At 40.0% G+C, this 23,654-nt stretch carries 21 protein-coding genes; 11 read left to right on the top strand and 10 right to left on the bottom strand.

From position 1 onward, the window contains the following. Positions 1-4 precede the first annotated feature (4 nt). The 5 genes from argF to nhaB all read right to left on the bottom strand — a co-directional run bounded on the left by argF (position 5) and on the right by nhaB (position 5,647). On the bottom strand, positions 5-997 hold the full coding sequence (gene argF, locus Q0779_RS04645) for an ornithine carbamoyltransferase (protein WP_298770010.1): 993 nt from the start codon (positions 995-997) through the stop codon (positions 5-7). A 19-nt stretch (positions 998-1,016) separates the two neighbouring features. Beyond that, on the bottom strand, positions 1,017-1,946 hold the full coding sequence (arcC, locus tag Q0779_RS04650; protein ID WP_298770011.1) for a carbamate kinase: 930 nt from the start codon (positions 1,944-1,946) through the stop codon (positions 1,017-1,019). A 16-nt stretch (positions 1,947-1,962) separates the two neighbouring features. After that, positions 1,963-3,195, bottom strand: coding sequence for an arginine deiminase (locus Q0779_RS04655; protein ID WP_298770014.1), 1,233 nt, complete (start codon positions 3,193-3,195; stop codon positions 1,963-1,965). Positions 3,196-3,468: 273 nt separating this feature from the next. Then, a complete protein-coding gene (dsbB, locus tag Q0779_RS04660; RefSeq protein ID WP_298770016.1) occupies positions 3,469-3,987 on the bottom strand; it encodes a disulfide bond formation protein DsbB in 519 nt (172 codons plus the stop codon). A 79-nt stretch (positions 3,988-4,066) separates the two neighbouring features. Continuing rightward, the gene (nhaB, locus tag Q0779_RS04665; RefSeq protein ID WP_298770019.1) at positions 4,067-5,647 is read right to left on the bottom strand and encodes a sodium/proton antiporter NhaB; all 1,581 of its coding nucleotides are present in this window, start codon (positions 5,645-5,647) and stop codon (positions 4,067-4,069) included. Between the two features lie 312 nt (positions 5,648-5,959). Between nhaB and fadR the strand changes: the two genes are divergently transcribed. From fadR to Q0779_RS04680, 3 genes are all read left to right on the top strand, one after another. Further along, positions 5,960-6,679, top strand: coding sequence for a fatty acid metabolism transcriptional regulator FadR (gene fadR / locus Q0779_RS04670; protein WP_298770021.1), 720 nt, complete (start codon positions 5,960-5,962; stop codon positions 6,677-6,679). 445 nt (positions 6,680-7,124) lie between these two features. Continuing rightward, positions 7,125-9,098: a BCCT family transporter gene (locus Q0779_RS04675; RefSeq protein WP_298770022.1), complete on the top strand. Its 1,974-nt coding sequence runs from the start codon at positions 7,125-7,127 to the stop codon at positions 9,096-9,098. A gap of 73 nt (positions 9,099-9,171) precedes the next feature. After that, positions 9,172-9,306: a hypothetical protein gene (locus tag Q0779_RS04680; protein WP_298770023.1), complete on the top strand. Its 135-nt coding sequence runs from the start codon at positions 9,172-9,174 to the stop codon at positions 9,304-9,306. 58 nt (positions 9,307-9,364) lie between these two features. Here Q0779_RS04680 and Q0779_RS04685 read toward each other — a convergent pair whose 3' ends face one another. From Q0779_RS04685 to Q0779_RS04695, 3 genes are all read right to left on the bottom strand, one after another. Beyond that, positions 9,365-10,228 carry a matrixin family metalloprotease gene (locus Q0779_RS04685; protein WP_298770025.1) on the bottom strand — a complete coding sequence of 288 codons (864 nt, stop codon included), beginning with the start codon at positions 10,226-10,228 and terminating at the stop codon, positions 9,365-9,367. A 116-nt stretch (positions 10,229-10,344) separates the two neighbouring features. After that, a complete protein-coding gene (locus Q0779_RS04690; RefSeq protein ID WP_298770027.1) occupies positions 10,345-14,304 on the bottom strand; it encodes a translocation/assembly module TamB domain-containing protein in 3,960 nt (1,319 codons plus the stop codon). Continuing rightward, positions 14,301-16,124, bottom strand: a complete 1,824-nt coding sequence (locus tag Q0779_RS04695) for an autotransporter assembly complex family protein (RefSeq protein ID WP_298770218.1) — start codon at positions 16,122-16,124, stop codon at positions 14,301-14,303. The genes Q0779_RS04690 and Q0779_RS04695 overlap by 4 nt, the downstream gene beginning before the upstream one ends. A 440-nt stretch (positions 16,125-16,564) precedes the next feature. Here Q0779_RS04695 and Q0779_RS04700 point away from each other — a divergent pair, with 440 nt between their 5' ends. The 5 genes from Q0779_RS04700 to Q0779_RS04720 all read left to right on the top strand — a co-directional run bounded on the left by Q0779_RS04700 (position 16,565) and on the right by Q0779_RS04720 (position 20,222). Next, positions 16,565-16,981: a CBS domain-containing protein gene (locus tag Q0779_RS04700; protein ID WP_298770029.1), complete on the top strand. Its 417-nt coding sequence runs from the start codon at positions 16,565-16,567 to the stop codon at positions 16,979-16,981. A 58-nt stretch (positions 16,982-17,039) separates the two neighbouring features. Continuing rightward, positions 17,040-17,702: an isochorismatase family protein gene (locus Q0779_RS04705; protein ID WP_298770031.1), complete on the top strand. Its 663-nt coding sequence runs from the start codon at positions 17,040-17,042 to the stop codon at positions 17,700-17,702. 199 nt (positions 17,703-17,901) lie between these two features. Then, positions 17,902-18,441, top strand: coding sequence for a GNAT family N-acetyltransferase (locus Q0779_RS04710; RefSeq protein WP_298770033.1), 540 nt, complete (start codon positions 17,902-17,904; stop codon positions 18,439-18,441). Positions 18,442-18,584: 143 nt separating this feature from the next. Then, entirely contained in the window at positions 18,585-19,331 is a 747-nt protein-coding gene (locus Q0779_RS04715) for a DUF4386 family protein (protein ID WP_298770034.1), read from the top strand. A 57-nt stretch (positions 19,332-19,388) separates the two neighbouring features. Further along, complete coding sequence (locus tag Q0779_RS04720) at positions 19,389-20,222, top strand: PhzF family phenazine biosynthesis isomerase (RefSeq protein ID WP_298770036.1); 834 nt, start codon at positions 19,389-19,391, stop codon at positions 20,220-20,222. A 45-nt stretch (positions 20,223-20,267) separates the two neighbouring features. On the opposite strand, the gene Q0779_RS04725 is transcribed toward Q0779_RS04720, so the two are convergent. After that, positions 20,268-20,606 carry an antibiotic biosynthesis monooxygenase gene (locus tag Q0779_RS04725; protein WP_298770038.1) on the bottom strand — a complete coding sequence of 113 codons (339 nt, stop codon included), beginning with the start codon at positions 20,604-20,606 and terminating at the stop codon, positions 20,268-20,270. 100 nt (positions 20,607-20,706) lie between these two features. Continuing rightward, positions 20,707-21,240, bottom strand: coding sequence for a cytochrome b (locus tag Q0779_RS23985; RefSeq protein ID WP_367180778.1), 534 nt, complete (start codon positions 21,238-21,240; stop codon positions 20,707-20,709). Between the two features lie 324 nt (positions 21,241-21,564). On the opposite strand from Q0779_RS23985, the gene Q0779_RS04730 reads away from it, so the two are divergent. From Q0779_RS04730 to Q0779_RS04740, 3 genes are all read left to right on the top strand, one after another. Next, a complete protein-coding gene (locus Q0779_RS04730) occupies positions 21,565-21,831 on the top strand; it encodes a hypothetical protein (protein WP_298770041.1) in 267 nt (88 codons plus the stop codon). Then, entirely contained in the window at positions 21,828-22,577 is a 750-nt protein-coding gene (locus tag Q0779_RS04735) for a questin oxidase family protein (RefSeq protein ID WP_298770043.1), read from the top strand. Before Q0779_RS04730 ends, Q0779_RS04735 begins: the two co-directional genes overlap by 4 nt. A 522-nt stretch (positions 22,578-23,099) precedes the next feature. Beyond that, complete coding sequence (locus Q0779_RS04740; protein ID WP_298770045.1) at positions 23,100-23,633, top strand: lipocalin family protein; 534 nt, start codon at positions 23,100-23,102, stop codon at positions 23,631-23,633. Positions 23,634-23,654 lie beyond the last annotated feature (21 nt).

The following is a 23,654-nucleotide window of genomic DNA, read 5'->3' on the forward strand; positions in this document are numbered from 1 at the left end:
CATCTCAGGTATTTCCTATGGTAGCAACCATGACGGCCTTAATACTGTGTAGCCGGTTTTCAGCTTGGTCGAAAACGATACTATTGCGACTGTTAAAGACTTCATCAGTCACCTCCAGTGAATTTAGTCCATACTCTGTCGCTATTTGCCCCATATGAGTGTCTGTATTATGGCAAGCGGGTAAACAATGCATGAAAAGGACGTGGGGGTTCTTAGTTTTAGCCAACATGTCCATTGTGACTTGATAGTTTCGCAGTAATTGAATTCTTTCTGCGGTTTTATCTTCTTCTCCCATCGAGAACCATACATCAGTATAAATAGCATCGGCATGAAGAACAGCGGTATCAATGGATTCTGTGAGCTCAATTCTCCCCCCCGTTTGTTTTGCGAGAGACTGCATTTCTGTTATTAACTGTTTATCAGGAAAGAGTTTAGAAGGCGCCAGTGCAACAAAGTGCATTCCCATTTTAGCGGCGCCAATCATGAGTGAGTTTCCCATATTGCTTCGAGTATCACCAACGAAGACTAGTTTTGTGTCATCGAGCTTTTTATGGGTATGCTCAATGAGGGTCATAAAGTCCGCAATAATTTGTGTGGGGTGATATTTATTCGTTAAGCCATTCCATACAGGCACCCCAGCATGTTTCGCTAAACATTCTACGGTTTGTTGTTCAAAGCCACGAAACTCAATACCATCATATAAACGGCCTAATACTCTTGCTGTATCTTCAATTGATTCTTTCGTCTCCATTTGGCTATTATTCAGAAAAGTGACATTGGCACCTTCATCATAAGCAGCGACTTCAAAAGCACAACGAGTACGGGTTGAACTTTTTTGAAAAATTAAAACGATATTTTTTCCAGATAACGTATTCCCTTGAATGCCGGAACGCTTTTTGTCTTTTAAGTTTAAGGACAAATTTAAGAGATATTGTATTTCTTCCGATGATAAAGACTTTAGACTTAAAAAAGATTGCCCGCGTAAGTTGAACCCCATATTTATCCCCTATTTATCTTTAATAAAAAATAATATGATTCGATTGCATGTGTTTAACAATTTTTGTCCCACTGGTTCCCTGTAACATTTCAGCAGCCTGTGATAAATGCCCTATTATGGCAAAGCCATTAGATTGAGAGACGAAGTCACACGCAGCGGCAATTTTGGGAGCCATAGAGCCAGAATCAAATGTGCGTTTTTTGATTTCAGTCACGGTGACTGATTTTATCGCATGTTTGTTTTCTGGCTCTTTCCAGTTTTCGTATACAGCCTCAACATCTGTTAGGATTAATAATATGTCTGCCTGCAACGTATCGGCGAGTAATGCAGCCGTGTGATCTTTATCAATCACAGCTTGAACACCTTTGTAGGCATGATTTTCTTTGTATACAGGAATTCCACCGCCGCCAGCACAAATGACAATGGTGTTTTGTGCTAACAATGCCCTAATTAAATCGATTTCTATAATCGACTTTGGAAGCGGTGAGGGGACGACTCGCCGCATTGACTGGCCATCTACTTTCATAACCCAATGATTTTGTTGTTGCAATTTTTTGGCTTCAGATTTTGTGTAGACAGGTCCGATCATCTTTGTTGGATTTAACATAGCAGGATCATTTTTATCGACTTCGACTTGTGTAATTAAGGTGGCTATAGAGGAGTTAACTAAGGAGCCTAATGCTTGTTGTAATGGATAACCAATCATAGCTTGTGTTTCAGCAACGAGAATATCCAATGGATAAGTAGGGACGTCGTGATAATTTTCATTTTCAAGTTGAAGGAGACCGACCTGAGGACCATTTCCATGGCAAATGATGAGTTGATGTTGCAGAGCCAGAGGTGCTAATGTCTGAGCGGCAATGATAATATTGTCTGATTGATTATTTGCACTTAATATTTGACCACGTTGTAAAAGTGCATTACCGCCTAATGCTACAACAATTCTCATTTTACGCTATCCTTCTTTATGTTATTTCACGTTCTATCGGACATGACATGCAGCGGGCTCCTCCTCGTCCTCGGCCTAACTCTGAGCCTGCTATTTCAATGACATCTAATCCTAAAGAAAGCAATTTTTTATTCATTTCAGTGTTTTGTTCATAGGCAAGGATCTTACCTGGAGCAATAGTGAGAACATTACTTGCGTCATTCCATTGTTCACGTTGTTGGGTAAAAATATCACCGGCTAACGGGATTATATGCAGCTTTTTTTCGCCTAATGATCTAGCAAGGTAGGTAAAAAAATCTTTCTCTTGATTAATGATCAATGCATCCTTTGAATCGCCTAAAGCGATGCTCCATGCTCTAAATGCTTCGCTGGGTAATGCTGAGCAAAAAGTATTGTAATTGACCATTGTAAAGAGGGTATCTAAATGCATTGAAGCGCGCTGTTTGGGAATATCAACAGCGATAATTTTTTCAAATTTTTCAATTGATAACAGCTTTTTTGCGAGTAAGGAGATGGCTTGTAAGCTTGTGCGTTGACTTAGTCCAATTAGAAGGCATTTATTGCTTATAACCAAGACATCTCCCCCTTCAATACTGGGTAAATTATCTTTTTCATTACTGCCGTCATACCATATATCAAACTCGCTATTTTTAAACATAGGATGAAATTTATAAATGGCGGCCATGTTATAGGTTTCTCTTTGCCTAGCAGGGTAATGCATGGGATTAATCGATAATCCATTACCTATCCAGCAAGACGTATCTCGAGTAAACAAATGATTAGGTAGCGGTGCTAGAATAAAGTGATTAATATCCTTGTCATTATGTTGATAAAAATACGGTTGGAGTTGCTTTTTTAGAGTGGGGTCGGATAGGTCGTGCAAAGTCAGTCCACCTAAGAGATACATACTCAGTTTTTTTATATCCAAATGAGTTAAATATTCAAGAACCAGTTGAGTCATGGAAGGTGGTAATGAAATAGCGTTGAATATTTTTGCGAGTAGCCATTCTTTAGCATGATTAATCAACAGTGTTTCTGCCATTAAGTCGTGCAGTAAAAAAACCTCAACACCTTCTTTTGTTAGGCTTAAGGAGAATGCCCTATGTTCTTCATTCGCTTTATCTACCCATAATACATCATCAAACAGTAGCGATTGGCAATTGCTAGGGGTTAAATAACGTAAAGATAGGTTAGGTCTATGTAAAATAACTTTTTTCAACGGTGATATTTCTGAAAACACGGAGTACATTTTTTATCCTCTGTGATAATCAACATGTGTCATATTGCTAAAAAATCTCACAATAAAAAGGCCACTTTTTAATTATCATTGTTCAAAGTCTGACAACAATGATAATTAATTATAATCTTTATATTGAAAAGTAGGATGAGAATAGAATATTTTTTCGTTTTTTAGGCATGGCTTTATTGATAACAATGCGGCCTACAAGTTTGCCGCATTGTTATTTCTTTGAATAGATAAAGGGGTAAGCTTTTACATTGATTGAAGATGTCGCGTTGTATCTTATTTAATGTCCTTGCTTTTCATCAGTGTAGGAATGATGAAAATCACTAATGCGATACAATAGACACTGAAAATGCCAATCATCCATTGGCCCATGGATAGTCCGCCAAAAATCCATGGCTCGTCGGTGCACATTCCCGATGGCATGAATACACTTGGCAACCATTCATGTAATGGCATCCAGCTTGGAAATTCAGGCAAAAAAGCGCAAGTGGCGAAGGGAGAAGGATTCATTTGAAGATCCACCAAGTCAATGGCGAATTTGAGTCCCCAAATACTGCTGATCCCCCAGAGGATAACAGCCATTAAGCGGATGAATCGAGAGCGATAACCTAGGGTGCCCACAATGCCTGCAACAATGAGTCCGATAACAGCGAGTCGTTGGTAAATACACATGACGCAGGGATTAAGCGACATGCCATATTGAAAAAATAAGGCGATAATAAGCAGTAATGCTGCACTTAAGGTCAAGGTTAACCAAGCTAGGCGGGATTGTGAAAAATGAATCAATGTGTTCAAAAGCGTTCTCCTGTTAATTAAAACGCACTGTGAAAGTGCGTCTTAGTTAAAGCCTAAATACTGCGTAAGTGTATCATTATTAGTGTTTAGATGTCGCTTGGTTTACGATATCTGACGCCTCTGAAATAAGCTGATTATCATAGAGCATTTGGGTGAAATGCTCTAATGTTCCTAATTGGATCATCAAGATCCCAATAATGGATAGCACTATAGTATAGGGCAGTGCCATCCATACCATACGGCCATAGGACAAACGCACTAAGGGGGCAATCGCTGAAGTCAGTAGGAATAAGAAAGCAGCTTGGCCATTAGGAGTTGCGACAGAAGGCAGGTTAGTACCGGTATTAATGGCAACGGCGAGTAAATCAAATTGTTCTCGACTGATCCTGCCATCCAATAAGGCGGTTTTCACTTCATTAATGTAAACGGTGCCGACGAAAACATTGTCACTGACCATAGAAAGTAAACCATTGGCAATATAGAAGATCACTAATTGGGTATTGCCTTCAAAACTCAGGGCCCATTGAATGACAGGAGCGAACAGTTGTTGGTCGATAATAACGGCTACAATGGCAAAAAAGACGGCTAACAGCGCGGTAAAAGGCAAGGCCTCTTCAAAAGCTTTCCCTAGGGAATGTTCGTTTGTTATTCCGTTAAAGGCAGTAGCTATAATGATCACCGATAGGCCAATTAGACCGACAGAAGCTAAATGCAGTGCCAATCCAGCGATGAGCCACACGCCAACTAATGCTTGAATGACAAGTTTCATTTTGTCATGAGGCGTTCGGTGAGCATCTTCATAGGCGGCAAATTCAGATAAAATCTTATGAACTGAACTGGGTAGTTGCTGGCCGTAACCAAATATTTTGAACTTCTCAACCAAGACACAAGTGATCACGCCAGCGACTAATACTGGCATGGTAATAGGGGCCATACGTAAGAAAAATTCCCCAAAACTCCAATTGGCTTGCGCTGCAATAATGAGGTTTTGTGGCTCGCCCACCATAGTCGCTACGCCACCGAGTGCGGTGCCAACGCCGGCATGCATGAGTAAGTTACGTAAAAAACCTCTGAAAGATTCCAATTCCTCTTCACATAACTGTTCGTGACTGTCACTGGTATGATCGTGATTGTCGGTGAAGTTTTTGCCCGAAGCCACTTTATGGTAGACACTGTAAAAACCAACGGCAACCGTGATAATCACGGCAATCACCGTTAGAGCGTCCAAAAAGGCCGATAAAAAAGCTGAAGCCACACAAAACATTAAAGAGACGGCGATTTTTGAGCGAATTTTAGTGATGATTTTGGTGAAGGCAAACAGCAGTAGCTGTTTCATGAAATAAATGCCTGCGACCATAAAGATAAGCAATAATAAGACTTCTAAGTTTGCTTCTATTTCATAGAGCACTTGACTCGGGGAGGTCATGCCTATGGCTACGGCTTCAATGGCCAGCAAGCCGCCTGGTTGTAGAGGATAACATTTTAGAGCCATGGCCAGGGTAAAAATAAATTCGATGACCAGCAACCAACCAGCGCTAAAGGGATCGATATAAAAGATAATGGGATTAATGATGAGGAAGAACAAGATGGCGAGCTTAAACCATTTAGGCGATTGGCCTAAGAAGTTATGAATAAAAGCTTGACTCATAGTCGTAGTCATAAATTTTTCTCAGATAATAATTACTTTGATTTACAATGAAAAACATTTTAACAACATTTTTAACGTTGAAGTAGCTAAAATCAAAGTCAGGGCTCAAAAAATTTGTCTCACGTAAAATACAGGGAAGTTTTAGATTAAGGAATCTTAATTGGGAAATTTTTCAAAAAAACGTGATTTTGAGTCAAATACGTTCATTTTAACGTCAATATGTTGATTTGGGTGAGAGAAATGTGAGAGATAAGGTTTCCATTTTTTATGGCTCTGGTATGATCAGTAGACAAGTTAATGCTAATAATGGGATGACACGGGCTGATGATAATCAATGCCAAAGGTCCTGCAAGCTTTGCAGAAAAGTATATTGTACGGTCCATTTGGGACAATAAGTTCCCCCCAGGTTCCATTTTACCCGCCGAAAGAGAGTTGTCTGAGTTAATTGGCGTCACTCGAACCACATTGCGAGAAGTACTGCAGCGTCTTGCCCGTGATGGCTGGTTAACGATTCAACATGGTAAACCCACTCGGGTTAACAATTTTTGGGAAACGTCTGGGCTCAATATTTTAGAGACCATTGCAGAACTGAACCCTGATGGCTTTCCTGAACTCGTCGATCAATTACTGTCAGCAAGAAGTAATGTCAGTGCGATTTATTTCAAAGGGGCGATACGCAACAACCCTGAAAAAGCGGTCGACATTCTGGCACAGATCCACACATTAGAAGATACGGCACAAGCTTATGCTGACTTTGATTACCAGTTACAGCATACTCTGGCGTTTTCTTCTGGAAATCCATTATATGTCCTTATTTTAAATGGGTTTAAAGGTCTTTACAGTCGTGTCGGACGATATTATTTTTCAAGCAGTGATGCCAGAGCGCTTGCACTCGATTTTTATAAGCAACTGAAAGTATTGGCACAAGATAATAATTATCATGAAGTCACTTCTTTAATGCGTAATTATGGGATTAACAGCGGTGTTATGTGGCAAAGTTTACGCGATGATATGCCGCTTGATTTAGGGCAGAGTAATACATAGCGACTGAAGTCATGTTCGTCTCGTGAATTTTTATTTTTAAGATGAACCAGTAATGGATTGATAAGCCGCCTTTAATGAGGCGGCTTTTTGTTGCGCGAGAATAGATTTTCATGGCGTAATGAGGGGGAATAACTCATCGGATGATTAATTTTTGTATATAATGAATCACTTTCGCGCTTACGTCTGTGTTAACATTGCGCCTTGTTGTGTGGAAAGAAAGGCGATTCAATAGCGTTAGGTTGTGTGGCAGTTCCTCCCATTAGAGAGGCGAGTAACGTTATCGAATATCCTTTATTGAGTTAGTTTGGTATTCGCTCCTATATCAATTTAACTTACTGATAGTATTTTAATAGAAAAAATGCTGTTTTTTTCATGTGTTGTTACGCTGGAGTTGAAGACTCAATTCAGCATGCTAGTCATGTATGAATGATTCTGAGAGGTTAAAATGATTAAGTCGAGCATCAATGCTCCTGTATTTTTTTCATCTGTATTGCTTATTTTTTTAATGGTATCGATTGGGGCATTTTGGCCTGAACAATCCCAAGCTGTTTTCAAATCAATGCAACAGTGGCTAGAAGTTAAAACAGGTTGGCTTTATATTCTGGGTGTCGCTGTTTTCCTTATTTTTATTATTTTCTTAATGGTCAGTCGGTTTGGTGATATCAAATTGGGCCCAGATCATGCTGAGCCTGATTATAGCTATAAAAGCTGGATTGCTATGCTATTTTCTGCGGGCATGGGTATTGGCTTGATGTTTTTTGGTGTTGCAGAGCCGGTAATGCATTATCTTGCGCCGCCAGATACTTCACCTGAAACCATTGCCGCGGCAAAAGAAGCCATGAAGATCACCTTTTTTCATTGGGGGATCCATGCATGGGCGATTTATGCTGTTGTTGCACTCAGTTTGGCGTATTTCTCTTATCGTCATAAGTTGCCTTTATTACCTCGAAGTGCGCTCTATCCGCTTATTGGTGAGCGGATATACGGGCCCATTGGTCATGCGGTTGATACTTTTGCGGTATTGGGAACCATGTTTGGTGTAGCGACGTCTCTAGGTTTTGGTGTCTTACAGTTAAACTCTGGGTTGAATTATTTATTCGGTTGGCCGATTTCAACAACAGTGCAAGTGGTGCTTATTATTGCCATAACCTTAATTGCGACTTTGTCTGTTTTTTCTGGGTTGGATAAAGGGGTTAAACGACTCAGTGAACTTAACTTAGGGTTAGCCTTTTTGTTATTGGTTTTTGTTCTCTTATTTGGTCCAACGGTTGATTTGCTACGGGCTTTTGTGCAAAACACAGGGGGCTATTTAAGTGATATTGTGGGTAAAACGTTCAATTTATATGCTTATGAGCAAAAAAATGATTGGTTAGGTGGCTGGACACTATTGTATTGGGGCTGGTGGATTTCATGGTCACCTTTTGTGGGGACTTTTATCGCACGTATTTCAAGAGGTCGTACAATAAGAGAGTTTCTTGTTGGGGTACTCTTTGTGCCTTCGGCTTTTACTTTTTTATGGATGACGGTATTTGGTAATACCGCTATTGATGCCATCAGTAACCATGGCGCGTTATATTTAAAAGAGGCGGTTTCGTCGGATGTGTCAGTGGCGTTATTTCGCTTTTTTGAATATTTACCTATGCCAACCTTGTTATCAGCTATAGGCTTGTGTTTGGTTGTTACCTTTTTTGTGACGTCATCGGATTCAGGTTCCTTGGTTATTGATAACCTGACATCCGGAGGAGATACTGAAGCGCCCGTGTGGCAACGTATTTTCTGGGCATTACTGCAAGGTGTGGTGGCATCTGTGTTGCTACTTGCAGGGGGACTTCAAGCATTGCAGACGGTGACTATTGCCAGTGCATTGCCTTTCTTATTGGTTATGTTACTGATGTGCTTAGGGTTGTATAAAGCACTTAAAGATGATTGGCTTAAGCTTAATAGTGTGCAATCTCATAATACTAGCGTGCAATATGCAAAAACCAATGTGAGTTGGGAAGAACGTATTGATGTGCTCGTCTGCCATCCTAGCAATGAAGAGGCGCAAGCTTTCTTAAAAGAGATAGCCGCTCCTGCGTTATCTAAAGCCTGTGAGAGCTTTCTTAAGCGTAATATTCATGCTGAGATGCGCTATATTGGCGATCGGGTGCGTTTTGTGATTAAAGAAGATGAACAACATGATTTCGTGTATGGTTTACGTATTCGAGAACATTCTATTCCCAATCCCATTGAAAGTGAGATTAAAGAAGGAGAGCACAGTTATTATCGGGTTGAAGTTTTCTTAGAACACGGTGGTCAGCATTACGATGTGATGGGCTACACCGAAGAGCAATTGCTTGCCGATGTGGTCACACAATATGAGCGGTATTTGCATTATTTGCATTTATCCAGTTCTGAGTATTTAGGCGCAGAAGCTTAAGGCTTTTTTATGGGCTCATTTTGTTTTAATCGCGCATGATGCTTCGTTAAAAAGTGAAATGATAAAACCCTGTGTGACAATACACAGGGTTTTTGGTTTTTTAAAACGCTTATTTTCTGGCGTCAATTTTATGCCCATTATCGGCCAGTATGTTGTGACAAGTGTTTTACTTAACCCCGCCTTGGTATCGACGACACTTTGGCATTAATCCCAGTGTGTTAATTCAGTCATAAACAGTAATGCAAAGAAAAGCATTGCTGTGTCCTTTAGTTAGAGGGGGAACGGCGAACATTAAAATTAGGGTAACAGCCTAATGCATTAATGGTTTGATTAATTTCATGGGTTAATGCGTTTCTTTTCTTAACCAGCTCATTGATATAAATGGCTTGTTTATTGACTTCTTCTGTTATTTTTGTTGCTTGACGGTATTGGCTTTCTGATAAGGTTTTATTGTTATAATTTTGATATTGTTGATAATAATCATCATAGTGTATTTTTTCTTGCTCGATATCTAAATCAAGGGACTCAATGTGGGCTTTAAGGGTTTTTTCTTGACTGATCAAGTCGTCTTGACCAAGGTAAAGTGCATTCAGTTGAGTGGGAAGGGTGTAGCCTTTTCGATTATAGTTCGCATCTACTTGGCTGTCAGGTTGGGGGGAATACATCAAATGATTGGGATCGGTATGGTGCCCAAGTCCTAATGCATGTCCTATTTCATGCATAATAATGTTCGTCACCATATTTTCATCGCTTTGCACAAATTGTCCTTGACAATTACGGGCACCTAAGGAAATCGCTAATACACAGTGTTTGGGCTGTTCTTTTCCCGTTGACAAACAGGTGGCTAATCCTAAATGTGTGCTTGAGGCATATTTTTGCCATTTTATCTCGATACTGGGATTATTCGACTCGATAAAAGTGAGGCCGGGGTTGACTTGCTGCCAATAAAATAAGGCCTTGGATAAAGCTTCCATGGGAAGCCGCTGCTCTGGAAGCTTAGCAATATCATTGATGTTTTCAACTGAATACCGGATTTGCTGTATTCTTTGTTGTTTCGCCTCAGCGGGGACTGTAGCTAGAAAGCTTAAGGCGAGAATATAGCTAACTTTCAAAAAATGATAATGCTTCATGTTAGATACAGCCTCTTATCAGCGCGAATGTTATTTTGTGTTTAATTGAGAATATTATTGCTATTGTGACAAATAGTTTAATATTAATGTTGCAGCCTATAAAATAACCAACTGTATTATAAGTTAAAATTATAGTACAGGTCGAGAGATTGTTCGAGTGCCCCCGATACAGTTTCGAGATAAAGCTGTGAGAGTAAATAATAGCGAACCGTCATTTCATAGCCTGTATTAAACACGCCCATGCCATATTTAACCATGAGTTTGTCACCAATATAACCACTGATAGCGACTTTACCGTCATCATTGGTGTCCAGTTGGACATTTGAGAAGCCCAGTTTCTCAATCAAGCCTGTGGCAGTATTGGTCAAATTGCCGATGGTACCTGTGCCGACACCGGCTTGCTGACTTAATGTAAAAGCGGCGGTGAGCATGAGAGAATCGTTATCGCTTTCAAGGCCTGTGCCTTTGAGAATATAGGACAGGATTTCTGCTTGCTCCATTGAAGGTGAAGAGAATAAGGTCACAATGGGCTTTTTAGGTGTGCCTGTAATACGCACGCCAGCGGTAATATCATCTGCCTTGATTTCTCGAATGGCTTCAATGTTTAAACTGGGTTCATCCATCGGGCCCACAAATTGCAACTCGCCAGTATTGATGGTCAGTGTTTGTCCCATAAACTTGTACGTACCATCGATGATTTTAATTTCTCCAAAGAGTTGAGTTTGATGTTGTTCGGTTTGCTTTACATTTAAATTACCTGTTAATCTTCCCGTTAATCCCATACCTTCAATGCTTAATTGTTCACCGACTTTCATTTTCAAATTCGCTGTGATCACCATCGGATTATCGGCTTTTTCTTTTGTGGCGATACTGTCTTGAAAGACCACATCTTTGGAGATGGCAACGCCACCTTCAGGGAGCTTGACGATAGTAATTTCACCACTGGGTGCATCGAGTTCACCTGTGACGTTCATTGTATTATCGGCAATATCAATGGCGAGATCCGGTGCCAACTTGAGAATGGCTAGAGGGGGCTGAATGATGGATAATTCACTTCCTTTCAGTGTGAAGTGGGCTTTGGGGTGAGCTTGGGACCAATCAATATAACCTTCTGTTCGGGCTGTGCCATCTCCCATTTTCCATTGACCGTTAATGTTTGCTTTTTGTCCTGCTAAGGCGACTTTTAGATTTAAATTATCAATTAATGTTGGGTTGGCTGTAGTCAAAATACTGGCTTCTTTCAAGGTCACATGACCTGATAGTGTGGGTGAGCTCAGCGTGCCTGCAATGCTGAAATTACTGGTGAGCTCCCCTGTTAAGGTATCCAATTGAGGGAGGAAGTCCGCTAGGGCACTGAGTTTAACTTGATTAAGTTTGACATAACCTTCTAATTGTCTGTCCTCAGGTGCAATGTTGATGCTGAGCCGACTATTGATATTGGCAATGTTATTTGATTTCAGGGTGAGCGTGGTGAATATTTGCTTAGGATCCAGTAGGGCGTCAAGGTTTATCGCTTCATATTGCATGACTACAGGAGTATGCTGAGTATTACTCATTTGAATGAGTGTCAGGTTACCTGAGGATAGGGTTAATGACAGCTTGCCTACAGGTGATGTATTTTCAGCCCATTTTAGGGTGCTGGTCATTTTAGCAGGACCATTCCATGACACTTGACTAGGTAATAAAGGCGTCATTAAGGCACCTAAATCCCCTTGATAATCAATGGAAAACTGCCCGCTAGTGCCGAAGGTTGCCTGATTTGTGGAACAAAGCGCTCCTTGAGCATCTTTTAAACAAAAAGGACTGACTTTACCTCGTTGTCGTGCCTGATCCCAACTGATGGCAATCGGTCGATTTAATTGTGTATTACCTAGTTTTGAATTGAATGACAACTGTTCAATATTGATATTGAACAGGTGTTTCTCTAGGTTTGAATCGCTTGTTATTTGACTATTCAGTGCGATGTCGCCCAAGGTTGTGATTTGAGTTTCTTGGTTTTGGGAGTCACCTTTCATGTGAATATTGGCTGATGTCAAAGAAAGAGGGTTTAGGGAGATAGTGTTGCCTGATAGTGTGAGGTTAAAGGCATTATTATCAAATAAATCAATGGTTGCAGATAGATTGGCTTTATCCAACGTGTAATTCAAATAACTGAGATTAATGGCATTAAAAATCGCATTGGCTTTTGGTTGGCCCGCTTCTCCTGTGATTTTTATATCGGCATTGATTGTGCCTGCTGCATTAGGATCCCAAAGCTGTAGTTCCGGTATGGATAATTGACCGTTAAGCGCCCAGTTATTGGTAACATCGCCATTAAGGGTTAACTGACTTTTAAACGCGATTAAATTCAGCTGATTTGCACTGAGCTGAAAATCATTATTGACTGATATATCCCCGGTGAGTGATAAAGGGTAGTTATCGATTGTGCCCTCTAGCTTGGCTTTTTCGATTGCGACTTGCCATGCTTTATCCTTGAGATCAATTTTACCTTTCGTTGAAAATGTGCCTGTTATTTGGCTCATGGGAATGGGATAATCTAATGTTATATTTAAGGGGGATAACTCTAATTGACTGGCGTCGAGTTTATTAGTTGAGGCATTTGCCTGCCATTCTATGGCGTTATTATACGATAAAAAGCCTGTAAATGTGACGTCTCCCATCGGACTTTTGGCTTCAAAGTCATCAATTTTGAGTGTGCTATTGGTATGAGTAATATTGGTGGTAATGGAGGCTTCAGGCTGAAAAGGGGTGATAATATTCCCTGTTAAACTTGCCTTTTGTTTGGTCAGAGAGCCCTGACTACTGAAATGAAGATTGTGTCCTTGATAAAGTGCAGTATCCAATGGCCAGATAATGCTAAGTGCGTTAAGGTCTACGTGATAATCCAGAGTCGGAGCGGTTAAATTGATGTGTCCTTTAAGGGTTAAATTGGTCTGGCCGTTGGCGGTTAAATCAATTTGTAGATCGCTAAAATCATTCGTAACATTTAAATTAAAGGATTGATTATTCAGTTTGGGTATTTCTTTGAGTTGAGTGATCTTGCCATTGGCTTGAACATCGATAGGGTAGTGCTCTGTGAGCTGCATATCCCCTTTAAGGTTGATTTCACCATCGGTATGCACTGCAAAAAACGTGTCGACATGAATAAGGTAACTTTGGTAGCTCCCTGTTAATGTGACTTTTTTAAAATAGTCTTGACGCTGACCTAATATCAAGTTGCCTTGGAGTAAGCTTAGCTTGTCAACAAATACAGGGATAGGCATGAAGACTTGTGGGAGCTTGGCCATGGCCCACTCATTGGCAGTTGTGTTTATTGATTTAGGTTGCGCTTTTTTGGCTTGAGTATAATTTGATGTACCAGCGGATCTCGAATGGGCTAAAGAGGTTGAGCTGATTGAATTATTGGCCGGTGTGTCTCCTAAAGGAATATTCACTTTCCAATCCGTTGCACTAATATCTTTGACGCGGATCCCTGTGCTTGTCCATTGTGCCTGAGTGTTGAGCTTTTGAATATCAAAGGTCATGTCATTGACCCTGACTTGTATGTTATGAAGTTCAGATTGGGCTAATTGAATGGCAAATGGCAAAATAATTGTACTTTCACTGTTTGTTTCTTGCTCGGTGTTTTTGGTTGTTTCACTAGAGCTTGGCAGGGCATCAGTATCGATATCTACGGTGACTTTATTTGTATTAAGCTGTTTTACACACAGCTGGTTTTGCAGTAGACACAGGGGTTGCCAAACCACATCAAGATCGATGACCTCTACCTTGATCCCGGGCATTGACCAATGGGCTGAAGACAAGCTCAATCCTTTATTGAGAGTACCATTGGCATAAACGATATTGAGATCAGGGATCAAGTTATTGGCGATATTAATGGCAATACGCGTGCCAGGTTGGGTGCCCACTAATGCAGCAAAGCAGATTAATATAAACAGAGGAATATAAATCGCACTGCGAGTGATGAATTTGAAGGCGCGCCAGCAAAAGCGTTTCAGCTGGGTTAGCCTGGAGGTTGATTGAGTCACCTGCTTAGAAGGAGAGGTCTTTTTTTTCGAGAGGGTGTTGTTTATCATAGTTCCGATCCCATTATAATGTGGATCCGCCAAGGGCGATCTAAGGTATCGTTTTTTTGTAAGCCTATGCCTAAATCCAGTCGTATAGGTCCGATAGGCGAAATCCAAGCAATGCCTGGGCCGACGGAGACAACGGGATCAAACTGACTTGTGTCATATGCATTACCAGCATCAACAAAAAGTGCTCCTCGCCAGCTAGGGGTAAAATAATATTGATATTCTAAGCTGCCGACAATCAAGTAACGTCCTCCAACAACTTCCCTTATTTGATTGCCGTCTGAGTCGGTATAATCAATATAAGGGCCCAGTTCATTGTAACTGTAACCCCGAATACTTTGATCGCCGCCGGCAAAATAGCGTAATGAAGGAGAAATTTCCGCTAGATTACTGTCATCGGTGACATTAATCCCTAAGTCTAATCTCGACACAAAACGGTGCCTGGTAAAAAAGGTGTCAATCCATTTGAACTTGGCTTCCATTTTTAGCAGTCGAATGGTGGAGCCCAGATCAGGATCGCCATAGGCAATAGAATAAGATTGCATAGTACCAGATTTCGGATCTAGGCTGCTATCACCTCGAACTGTTTTGGAGAGACTACTGCCAAATAAGATAAATTGAGGGTCGTAATTGACATTGGATTGATTGTATTTCTCTTTTAAGGCTTCAACAGAGTAAGAAAAAACCCACTTATCTTTTAATCTGTGCTGACGAGCAACACCAATGAGGTATTGGGTCGAATCAAGTTGACCCGTATTGTAATATTTCTCGCTGCTGGTACTGTATTCTTGTGTGAGTCCATAATAGTCTCGAATAATACCAAATCGAATTTTCAATAAATCATCCAGTGGATCGGTCAATGGAATACTGTATGTAGTGAGGAGTTTAGGTCGGTTTAAAGACCATTGAGCCGTGGTGGTTTGTGAATGCCCATAGCGATTAATTTGTGGTGTTTGCCAGGTGACACTGATCCTAGGTTCGATGTTATTATTTGTGGTGTTACCTATATCGGCGCCAAGACCCAATTTAATGGAATGATCCGGTCGAGGGGAGAGGTTAACATTAATGGGGATTACATCGCTATTGGCTTGACTCATTAAAGGTAGCACTTGGATATTAGAGAAATAGCCAGTGTTTAGTAGTTTTTGATTCAGTTGATTCAAAGCACTGCTGCTATAAGGTGCCCCCGTTTTGAATGGGATCAGTCTATTTAATAACTCAGGTTCGAGTGTCGAGCCTTCAAAAGTGACATTGCCCAAACGATACCGATCACCCGATTGATAGTAAAGATTAATTTTCGCTAAGTTTAAATCTCGATTAACGATAATTTGAGATTGGGTATATTTGCCATCAAAATAGCCTCGAGCTAATGCCATGGAGACCAACTGAGACTTCATTTGTTCGTATGTCCCTTGATTGAGAATATCGCCTGGTCGTATTTTTAATTGATTAAGCCATTGATTAAATACGGGATCGTCTAGTAACTCTCCTTGAATACGAATATCTATCCATTGTAGACGGGTGGGCTCACCTAAGGTCACATTAATATTGAGTGTCCAAGCTGATTTTTCATGTTGCGTGGTTTTTTGTTTAATGATGCTATGGTAGTAGCCCATGGATTGTAAGGCGGCATCAATATTATCTTTTGCATTAAAAAGATAAGCACGCCGTTGAACACTGGATGTGGGTAATGTGCCTAGATGGGCTTCAATATTTTTTTTTAATGCCTTATTGACACCAGTGATGTTTAGTTTAAGCCAGTCGTTGGCTTGCGCTGTCATAGAAATACACATGCACAATAGCAAGAGTAAACAAACAGTCATGCTTTTATGAAAAAGTGTGAACAAAAAAGATCCTTTTATCACTTTAAGAGTCAATGAGGGTTAGGCGTTGCCTGCGTCATATTCATTTTCTAATCAATCTCTTTATGGTTTATCGCGTCTAAAGAGTCAATTCATTTGGTGCCTTTTTTAAAGGCTTGAGCATCATACCTTATTTTAATCTCTTGTAAGCATTCAAGTCGTTTGGAGTTAGAGTTTAATTAATAATAATATAAACTTATCAAGCTTAAAAAGCGAATAAGCTGACAAGAATAAAGCCCTTTTTATTGTCTTAGTCAGTGTTAATTCAGGCTTTATTATCCCTTTTTTCACTTGTCATTGGTGTTTGATAAGGTGGTTTTATTTTGGCTGTAAGTCATCCATAAACTTAAGTGGAAATATTAACTAAACTTAAAGAGAGTTTTGATTTTAGGGGAAGGGCTATGGATTCTATTAAAGTGAAAGATTATATGGATAGGCAGCCAGTGCTTTTGAGGCCAACAATGTCACTTGCTACGGCTGTAGATTGGTTGCTTGATAAGCATAAACTGGGAGCAGCGGTGGTGGATGATGAGCAGCACATTATTGGTTTTTTAACGCAACAAGATTGTTTAGCTGTCATGCTTAAGAGTAGTTATCATTGTGATCTGACTGCCACTGTAGCAGATTGTATGCTCACTGATGTGATAATCATGACACCAGAAACCAGTATTTTAGAAGTGGCAGGGCAAATGACAGGAATAAAACCTAAAGTGTATCCGGTCGTCGAGAATGACCGTGTATTAGGGACAATTAATCGCACCCATGTGCTAAAAGCTATTAACCTTTATATGCAGCAAAGCTATCTTACTCCTCTATAGCAAGGTCAACTTTACTGAGTCATCAATATTGGCTGAATAACATTATTAAGGAACAATAATGGACAAGGACAAGGACAAGGACAAGGACAAGGACAAGGACAAGGATCATAGGGTAATACCAGTGAGTTCGGCTTATGGGCATAAGTTAGGCTTTGGGCGTCAACCGGCATTATTTGTTTGTGATGTGACCCAAGGGTATAGCGATCCTACTCACCCCAGAGGGATGGATATGTCTGCACAAAAGGTCAAAATTAACCAATTGATCCAGCATTTTCGTGTGCTGTCTTTGCCGATTATTTTTAGCCGTATAGTATTTAATTCCGCTGACATTAGTCATTGTCTCTGGCTAAAAAAAATTCCCAGTTTGCAAACTCTTCTTCCTGGTTCTCCAGAAATAGGCATTGCTGATGATATAGATTTTAATGCAAAAACGGATCACCTTATCAATAAGAAAGGGGCATCTGTATTCATGGGAACCAACATGTTAACTATTTTGAACAATCATAATATTGACACACTCATTCTAACGGGAGCAACAACCAGTGGATGTCTATACATGTCAACAGTGGATACCATACAGTATGGGTTTAGGCCGATAGTGGTTGAAGATGCGGTGGTTGATCGCTGGCCTAGTTCTCATGAATTAGCAATAAAGCAATTACAGTCTAAATATGCCGATGTGGTTAAGGCACAAGAGGTGTTGGCATATTATTTGTCTTAGATGACAGCATGTTTGAGTTAATGAAATTTGTCATGAATTTTATTCATCAATGCCATATTGTTTTTTTATGACGGCTAATTCGAGCAATATTATTGTGTCAGCCTTTTCCTAATACATTGACTTATAAATTCATTTTGTATATTTTCAATGCAAGATTGCAATTAGCTTTATTCAACTCAACAATATTTAAGTGGACAAAATGACTGTAAAGGATGGCATTAAGGACTGTAAAAGTGAGCAAGGCATGAGAGGTGCGCATGGCGTCACCAAGCCGACTATCACTATTAGACAATATTGCACTGCGGATGCTATTTCGACGTGGGAGTTGTTTTTCCATACTATCCGTCATGTAAATATTCAGGATTATTCTCTTAAACAAGTGACGGCTTGGGCTCCAGATGAGTTTGATTTAAATATATGGCAGGAAAAAATGGACAGGATAGCGCCTTTTATTGCTGAAATACAAGGTGTTATTGTTGGCTATGCAGATTTGCAAGCGGATGGTTATATTGATCATTTTTTTTGTCATCATGAATATCAAGGCATGGGAGTGGGAAAAGCACTCATGCAGCATATTTTTATGCAAGGTCAGCTAGCGGGTATCATGCGTTTTTATTCTGATGTGAGTCTTACCGCAAAAATGTTTTATCACCATTTTGGTTTTCAAGTGGATGAGCAACAAGAGGTGCGTATTCGGGGTGAAGCATTGACGAATTTTAAAATGGTCAAAGTGGTGTAGTTTATTATCGTTTAGATTTCTCTTCTATGTTCTTTCAAATGGTCTGGTAACGCCAAGCCACTTAAGGACTGTTGGCAGGCCTAAATAGGCTGAGTGTCTATGGGGCTGATAATATTTATTGGGATTAATAAGGAGGATTAATCATGTCGATACAAAAGTGGGGCGCTTTAGCGGCGTTTACTGAAGCGGTTATTTATCTATTTGGCTTTATTTGGTTTTTTGCCGTTTTGGATCCCAGTCATCTAGTGGAGGCGAGCTGTGCGGTTGCGCCTTGTATTGATGATACGGCAGCTACGTTATCGAAGATAAATATTGAGTTTATGATTAATCATCAAGACAGTTATTTTTTAGGTTATTTGGTGTGTGGCATTCTGTTCAGTTTCGTTTTAATCATCCTTGTTCAGGCGCTTTATCGACGTTTTAAACCTGTCGCTCCCGAATTGATGAGTTTTGCGACAACCGTAGGTTATCTTTGGGCAGCGATTGTGCTTGCCAGTAGTTTGGTTTTTTTAACCGGTTTAGGGGCATTAGTTCAGGATTATAGTGCAGATGCTGAGCAAGCTATGACGGTTTATCAAAGTGTATCGATAGTGATTGATGCGCTGGGCGGCGGTATTGAACTCGTGGGCGCTTTGTGGGTATTACTTGTCAGTTATGTGGGGTTAACATATCGAATTTTCCATGCTTGGGTGCATTTCTGGGGCATAGTCGTAGGCATATCTGGCGTACTGACGCTTTTTTCGGGTTTATCATTTTTATCGACGTTGTTTTTATTTGAAATGATGACCGCGATTTTTGGTTTAGGGCAAATAGTCTGGTTCATTGGTTTGGGAATCGAAATGTTGAAAGAAAGTCGTTCAAGTTCAAGTGTTACGGGGAGTCAGGCATGACAAGTTCAACTCAAATTACTTTGTTATTAACCCAAGATATTAGATGAGAAAAATAAAATGAAATTAGTTGTTCAATTTGTTAATGCGTTTACCGATGAGATATTTAAAGGAAATTCCGCCGCTGTGGTGATCACAACGACTGAGTTGTCAGAGAAATTGATGCAATCAATTGCAACGGAAAATAATTTATCGGAAACGGCGTTTGCCGTTAAACAAGCGGATGAAAGGTACCACATTCGATGGTTTTCACCGATAAAGGAAATTGATTTTTGTGGGCATGCGACATTAGCCACGGCTTTTGTGCTTTTTAATCAAGGGAGAAATGAAGGAAGCTCACAAGAAAAATTGACTTTTTTTGCTGATGCTGTGGGAGAGATGGCGGTGATCAATACCACATCCGGCGAGATACAAATGAATTTTCCTAATCAGTTACCTAAACGAGTAACCTCGTATCCACCTGCGTTATTAAGTGGTCTGTCTATTCCTCCTCAAGAGGTTTATCTTAATCAACAAGCTTATTTTGTTGTTTTTGAAAATGAAAAAGATGTCATCGACGTTAGGCAGAATAAAGAGTGTTTGATGCAATTAGCGCCTTTTGATGTGGTTGTCACTGCTAAATCGAAACAACATGATTTTATCTCACGCTACTTTTGGCCTGCGAATGGGGGAGATGAAGATCCAGTAACAGGCTCTATTCACGCTGGATTAGCCCCTTTATGGGCACTGAAATTGAGCAAAATTGGAGTGAGTCAATCGACTTTTGAGGCTTACCAAGCATCAAAAAGAGGCGGAAAGCTCACCTGCCATGTTAAGGGGGATAGTGTGCTTGTTTCAGGTCGGGCGGTACAGTATTTAGAAGGCGTGATTGATGTGCCAAATGAACAGGTATAATGTTCATTGGCTGCCTGAATATGCACTAAGATAACGCCCAATGTGCTAGTTTAATAATAGATCTTCAATGACATCGAGGCAAATTTCGTCAAATTGCGGTAAGTCTTGATTACTTTTTTTGATTTGCTGCATTTTTTCAATCGCTTCGCGAATGTTTAAAGGGAGGGTGTCGCTGGGGGCTTCCTTGCCCGGCCAAGCATTATCTCTTGTCGCTTTGTCGGGCCAGCGTGAATAGGCAACCCATAAATTATCTTCACCTTTATGTAGGCAAGACCCAATTGCACCCCGCTGCTCTACAAAATAGTGAGCGACTTGAGTCCAATATGTTTGATAAATATTTTCTTGTTCGGGTTGTAAACTAAAACGATAGATAACAGCAAACATGTTTTTTCCTCAGTGGACGGAAGTCATATGAGTATAACAATCATATTGAATGCTTAGTTTTCAGCTTTCCTATTCTCTTTAGCAATAACATAAAAAATATTTAAAACAGCATCTTGCTTAATATTTTGTTCTTGTTTATGTATTGATGTTTAATGACTGCGCATACATGAACGAGAATGAGAAAAAAGAGCAGATAACATGAGTAGCGATGTAAGAGGAAAAAAAGGTCACAAATGTTGTCATGTTCTATTAAGGGGTTAATATATTCAATGTTGCCTAATAAGGTTACAGGTTTGTTTAGCATGAAAAACCCAGTGATATAAACAAGAAACATTAAAAAATACAATAAGGCGTGAACCATGTGAGCGGCACTTTTTTGTATTGCTGGCATGGGAACTTGCTGAGGCTCTGTTCTAAAAAAACTCCAAATCCATCTCGGGATAAAAATAAGCGAGGATACAAAAGCTAATGAGATATTTAAGCGGGAAATGAAGTGCCACAATGGTGTGTTTTCTTCGATAATATGCAAACTAAAACCTGCAAGCATAGTGTAAATGATAATACTGGCCATCAGCCAATGAAAGAGTTTTGTCCAAAAGTCGTACTTAAGTGCTTTATTATTGTGATCTAACATGGAACTTCCACTAATCTATTGAAAATAAACTTAAATGTTTAAGTTTTATCTTGTTTTATTTGTAATGAGATATGTAACATAGAGAGTTTGAATGGGAGCTTTCTTGTCATAGAAATGATAAGTGAAAGGGCTGAAAATGTGATTTAAAGTGTGCTTGTTTAGGGGAGGTTAAGCTTTCTCTTGTCAGTGGTAATAAAGAATAGGGCCTTATCGTCTCCATTCTATCAGATTCCATGTGTGAATAATTGCTATAGGGCAGTAAACACAGTGCACCAGAGAGATTAAGTGGAAGTCAATAGAAGACGTTAACAGCAAAGGGAAGTTATGAGAGAGCTAAATACATCGAAGACATTGGATGCATTACTTAAACGAGCAGGGGAGTACCACCCTGTTTATCGAGGAGGATTAGCGACTCATTTACCTATGGTTTTAACCGCACTGCACGGGTTAGGGGCGTCAAATGAAAAATTAGAGCAAATTTTTCAGATGAGTACCGATAAGCTGACACTTATCGGAAGTTTGGAAGAGACCAAGGTGATTGACAATGTCATGACACATTTAGGCGAAAGGGGGAATTTACAGCGTATTTGAAGTATTTTAAACATCAATTGCAAATAGAGGGAACTCATACAGTATTACATCGTTTCTTACCTCAATTAATACCGGGGCTGGCGGCTTCAGCTTTCCATGGGTTAATTCGATTATCTTATGCTATTCAAGTCAATAATGACCATGAAGTGGCGATGGCTTTAGCGTATTGGTGCGCTGAGTTTCAAGCTATAGAACTGGGTGATAGCACCACTTCTGAAACATTAAGCTCTATTATGACAAGATTGGCACCCGTAGGTGCTGAGCATCGCTTTAAACCGAGAATTATTGTCAATAGAGTGGATGAAATGGTCAGTTTATTGCGACAAAGAAAAGCAGTATGTATGCCCAAAAAAATCGACTTTGATGATGTCAGGCAATTTTGTGTTGGTGCATTTTACGCCCAAAATGATTTTACGCTGTTGCACACAGTGACGACGTGCCAGGCTTTTTCAACGATCATGCCTTATCTTACCGACATTGAAGGCAGTGTCAGAATATTATGGAAAGCCATATTGGTAGCCTATTTAAGCACTGGATTGCATTATTTTGATGTGACAGCTTATCCTCTTAAAAACGCTGCAGAACCAATAGAGGTAGACTTTGAGACGATTATTGCTCAGGTAATATTATCTTGTGAGCCCCATGTTATTAAGCTGGTTTATACCTGTTTTTGTGAATATCAACAATATCAAGATCCGCTTTACTTCCAGTTGGCTAAAAGAGCCATTTCTGGAGGATATGATTAGGGCCTGTTGATCTTTGGTGGTTGAATTATGTCCGAGATAAACGTGTTTTAATCGCGACGAGAGGGATGACGCCTAGTAATCTAAGCAAATTTCTCCCAACAAAGAGTAAAACACGTTTAGCCGGATCCTGCTTTATAAAAGAATGAGGACAGCGTTTGTGGCTTCTTTCTACGGCGTTATCGCTTGTTTATGTACGACCCCATGGATGGGGGAGGTAGAGCGATGTTTGAACTAAAGCCGAGAATAACTACACCGCACAAGCTCTGCCTTGTATAAAAACCCACAAACTGCTGCAGAAAACATCACCAAAGATCAACAGGCCCTAGTTCACAATATTCTTAATTGTCTTTATATGATGATATTGAGGTGAAAGTCTGATTGCCGTTGAGTTTTTTATCGATTATTGGATTGGTTTTTTATTCGTGATTGCGCCTATGCTTATACCATTACTGTTCTCTCGTTTTGGACTGCTAACATGTTAATATTATCAATTATTTTAATTCACGGGATTGAAAGGCTATCATGAAGAAAATATGGATATTGGTCGTATTGTTTTTACTCAATGGTTGTTTAGGCATGCCGCAAAATATGACGCCGGTGAAAAATTTTGATGTGAATCGATATGTGGGGACTTGGTATGAAATTGCAAGGTTAGATCATTCCTTTGAGCGAGGGTTAACCCAAGTGACTGCGCAATATGCTTTACGTGATGATGGTGGCGTTAATGTCATCAATCGCGGATTCTCACCTAAAAGTGATGAATGGAAAGAAGCGGATGGTAAGGCCTATTTTGTGGGAGCAACCGATGAAGGCTATTTAAAAGTCTCTTTCTTTGGGCCTTTTTATGGCTCTTACGTGATTTTTGATTTATTGCCCGAAAAAGTGAGTCAGCAAGATTATCAGTATGCCTTTGTGTCTGGGCCGGATCTCTCTTATTTATGGTTATTATCGCGGACGCCAACCGTGCCTTCTGCGGTATTGACTGATTTCATTGCTCAATCTAAAGCTCTGGGTTTTGATACCCGTGAATTGATCATGGTTGAACAAGGAAAATAGCCGGTAAATGGAGAAATAAAA

The sequence above is a fragment of the uncultured Shewanella sp. genome (genome assembly GCF_947491715.1).
Classification (GTDB): Bacteria; Pseudomonadota; Gammaproteobacteria; order Enterobacterales; family Shewanellaceae; genus Shewanella.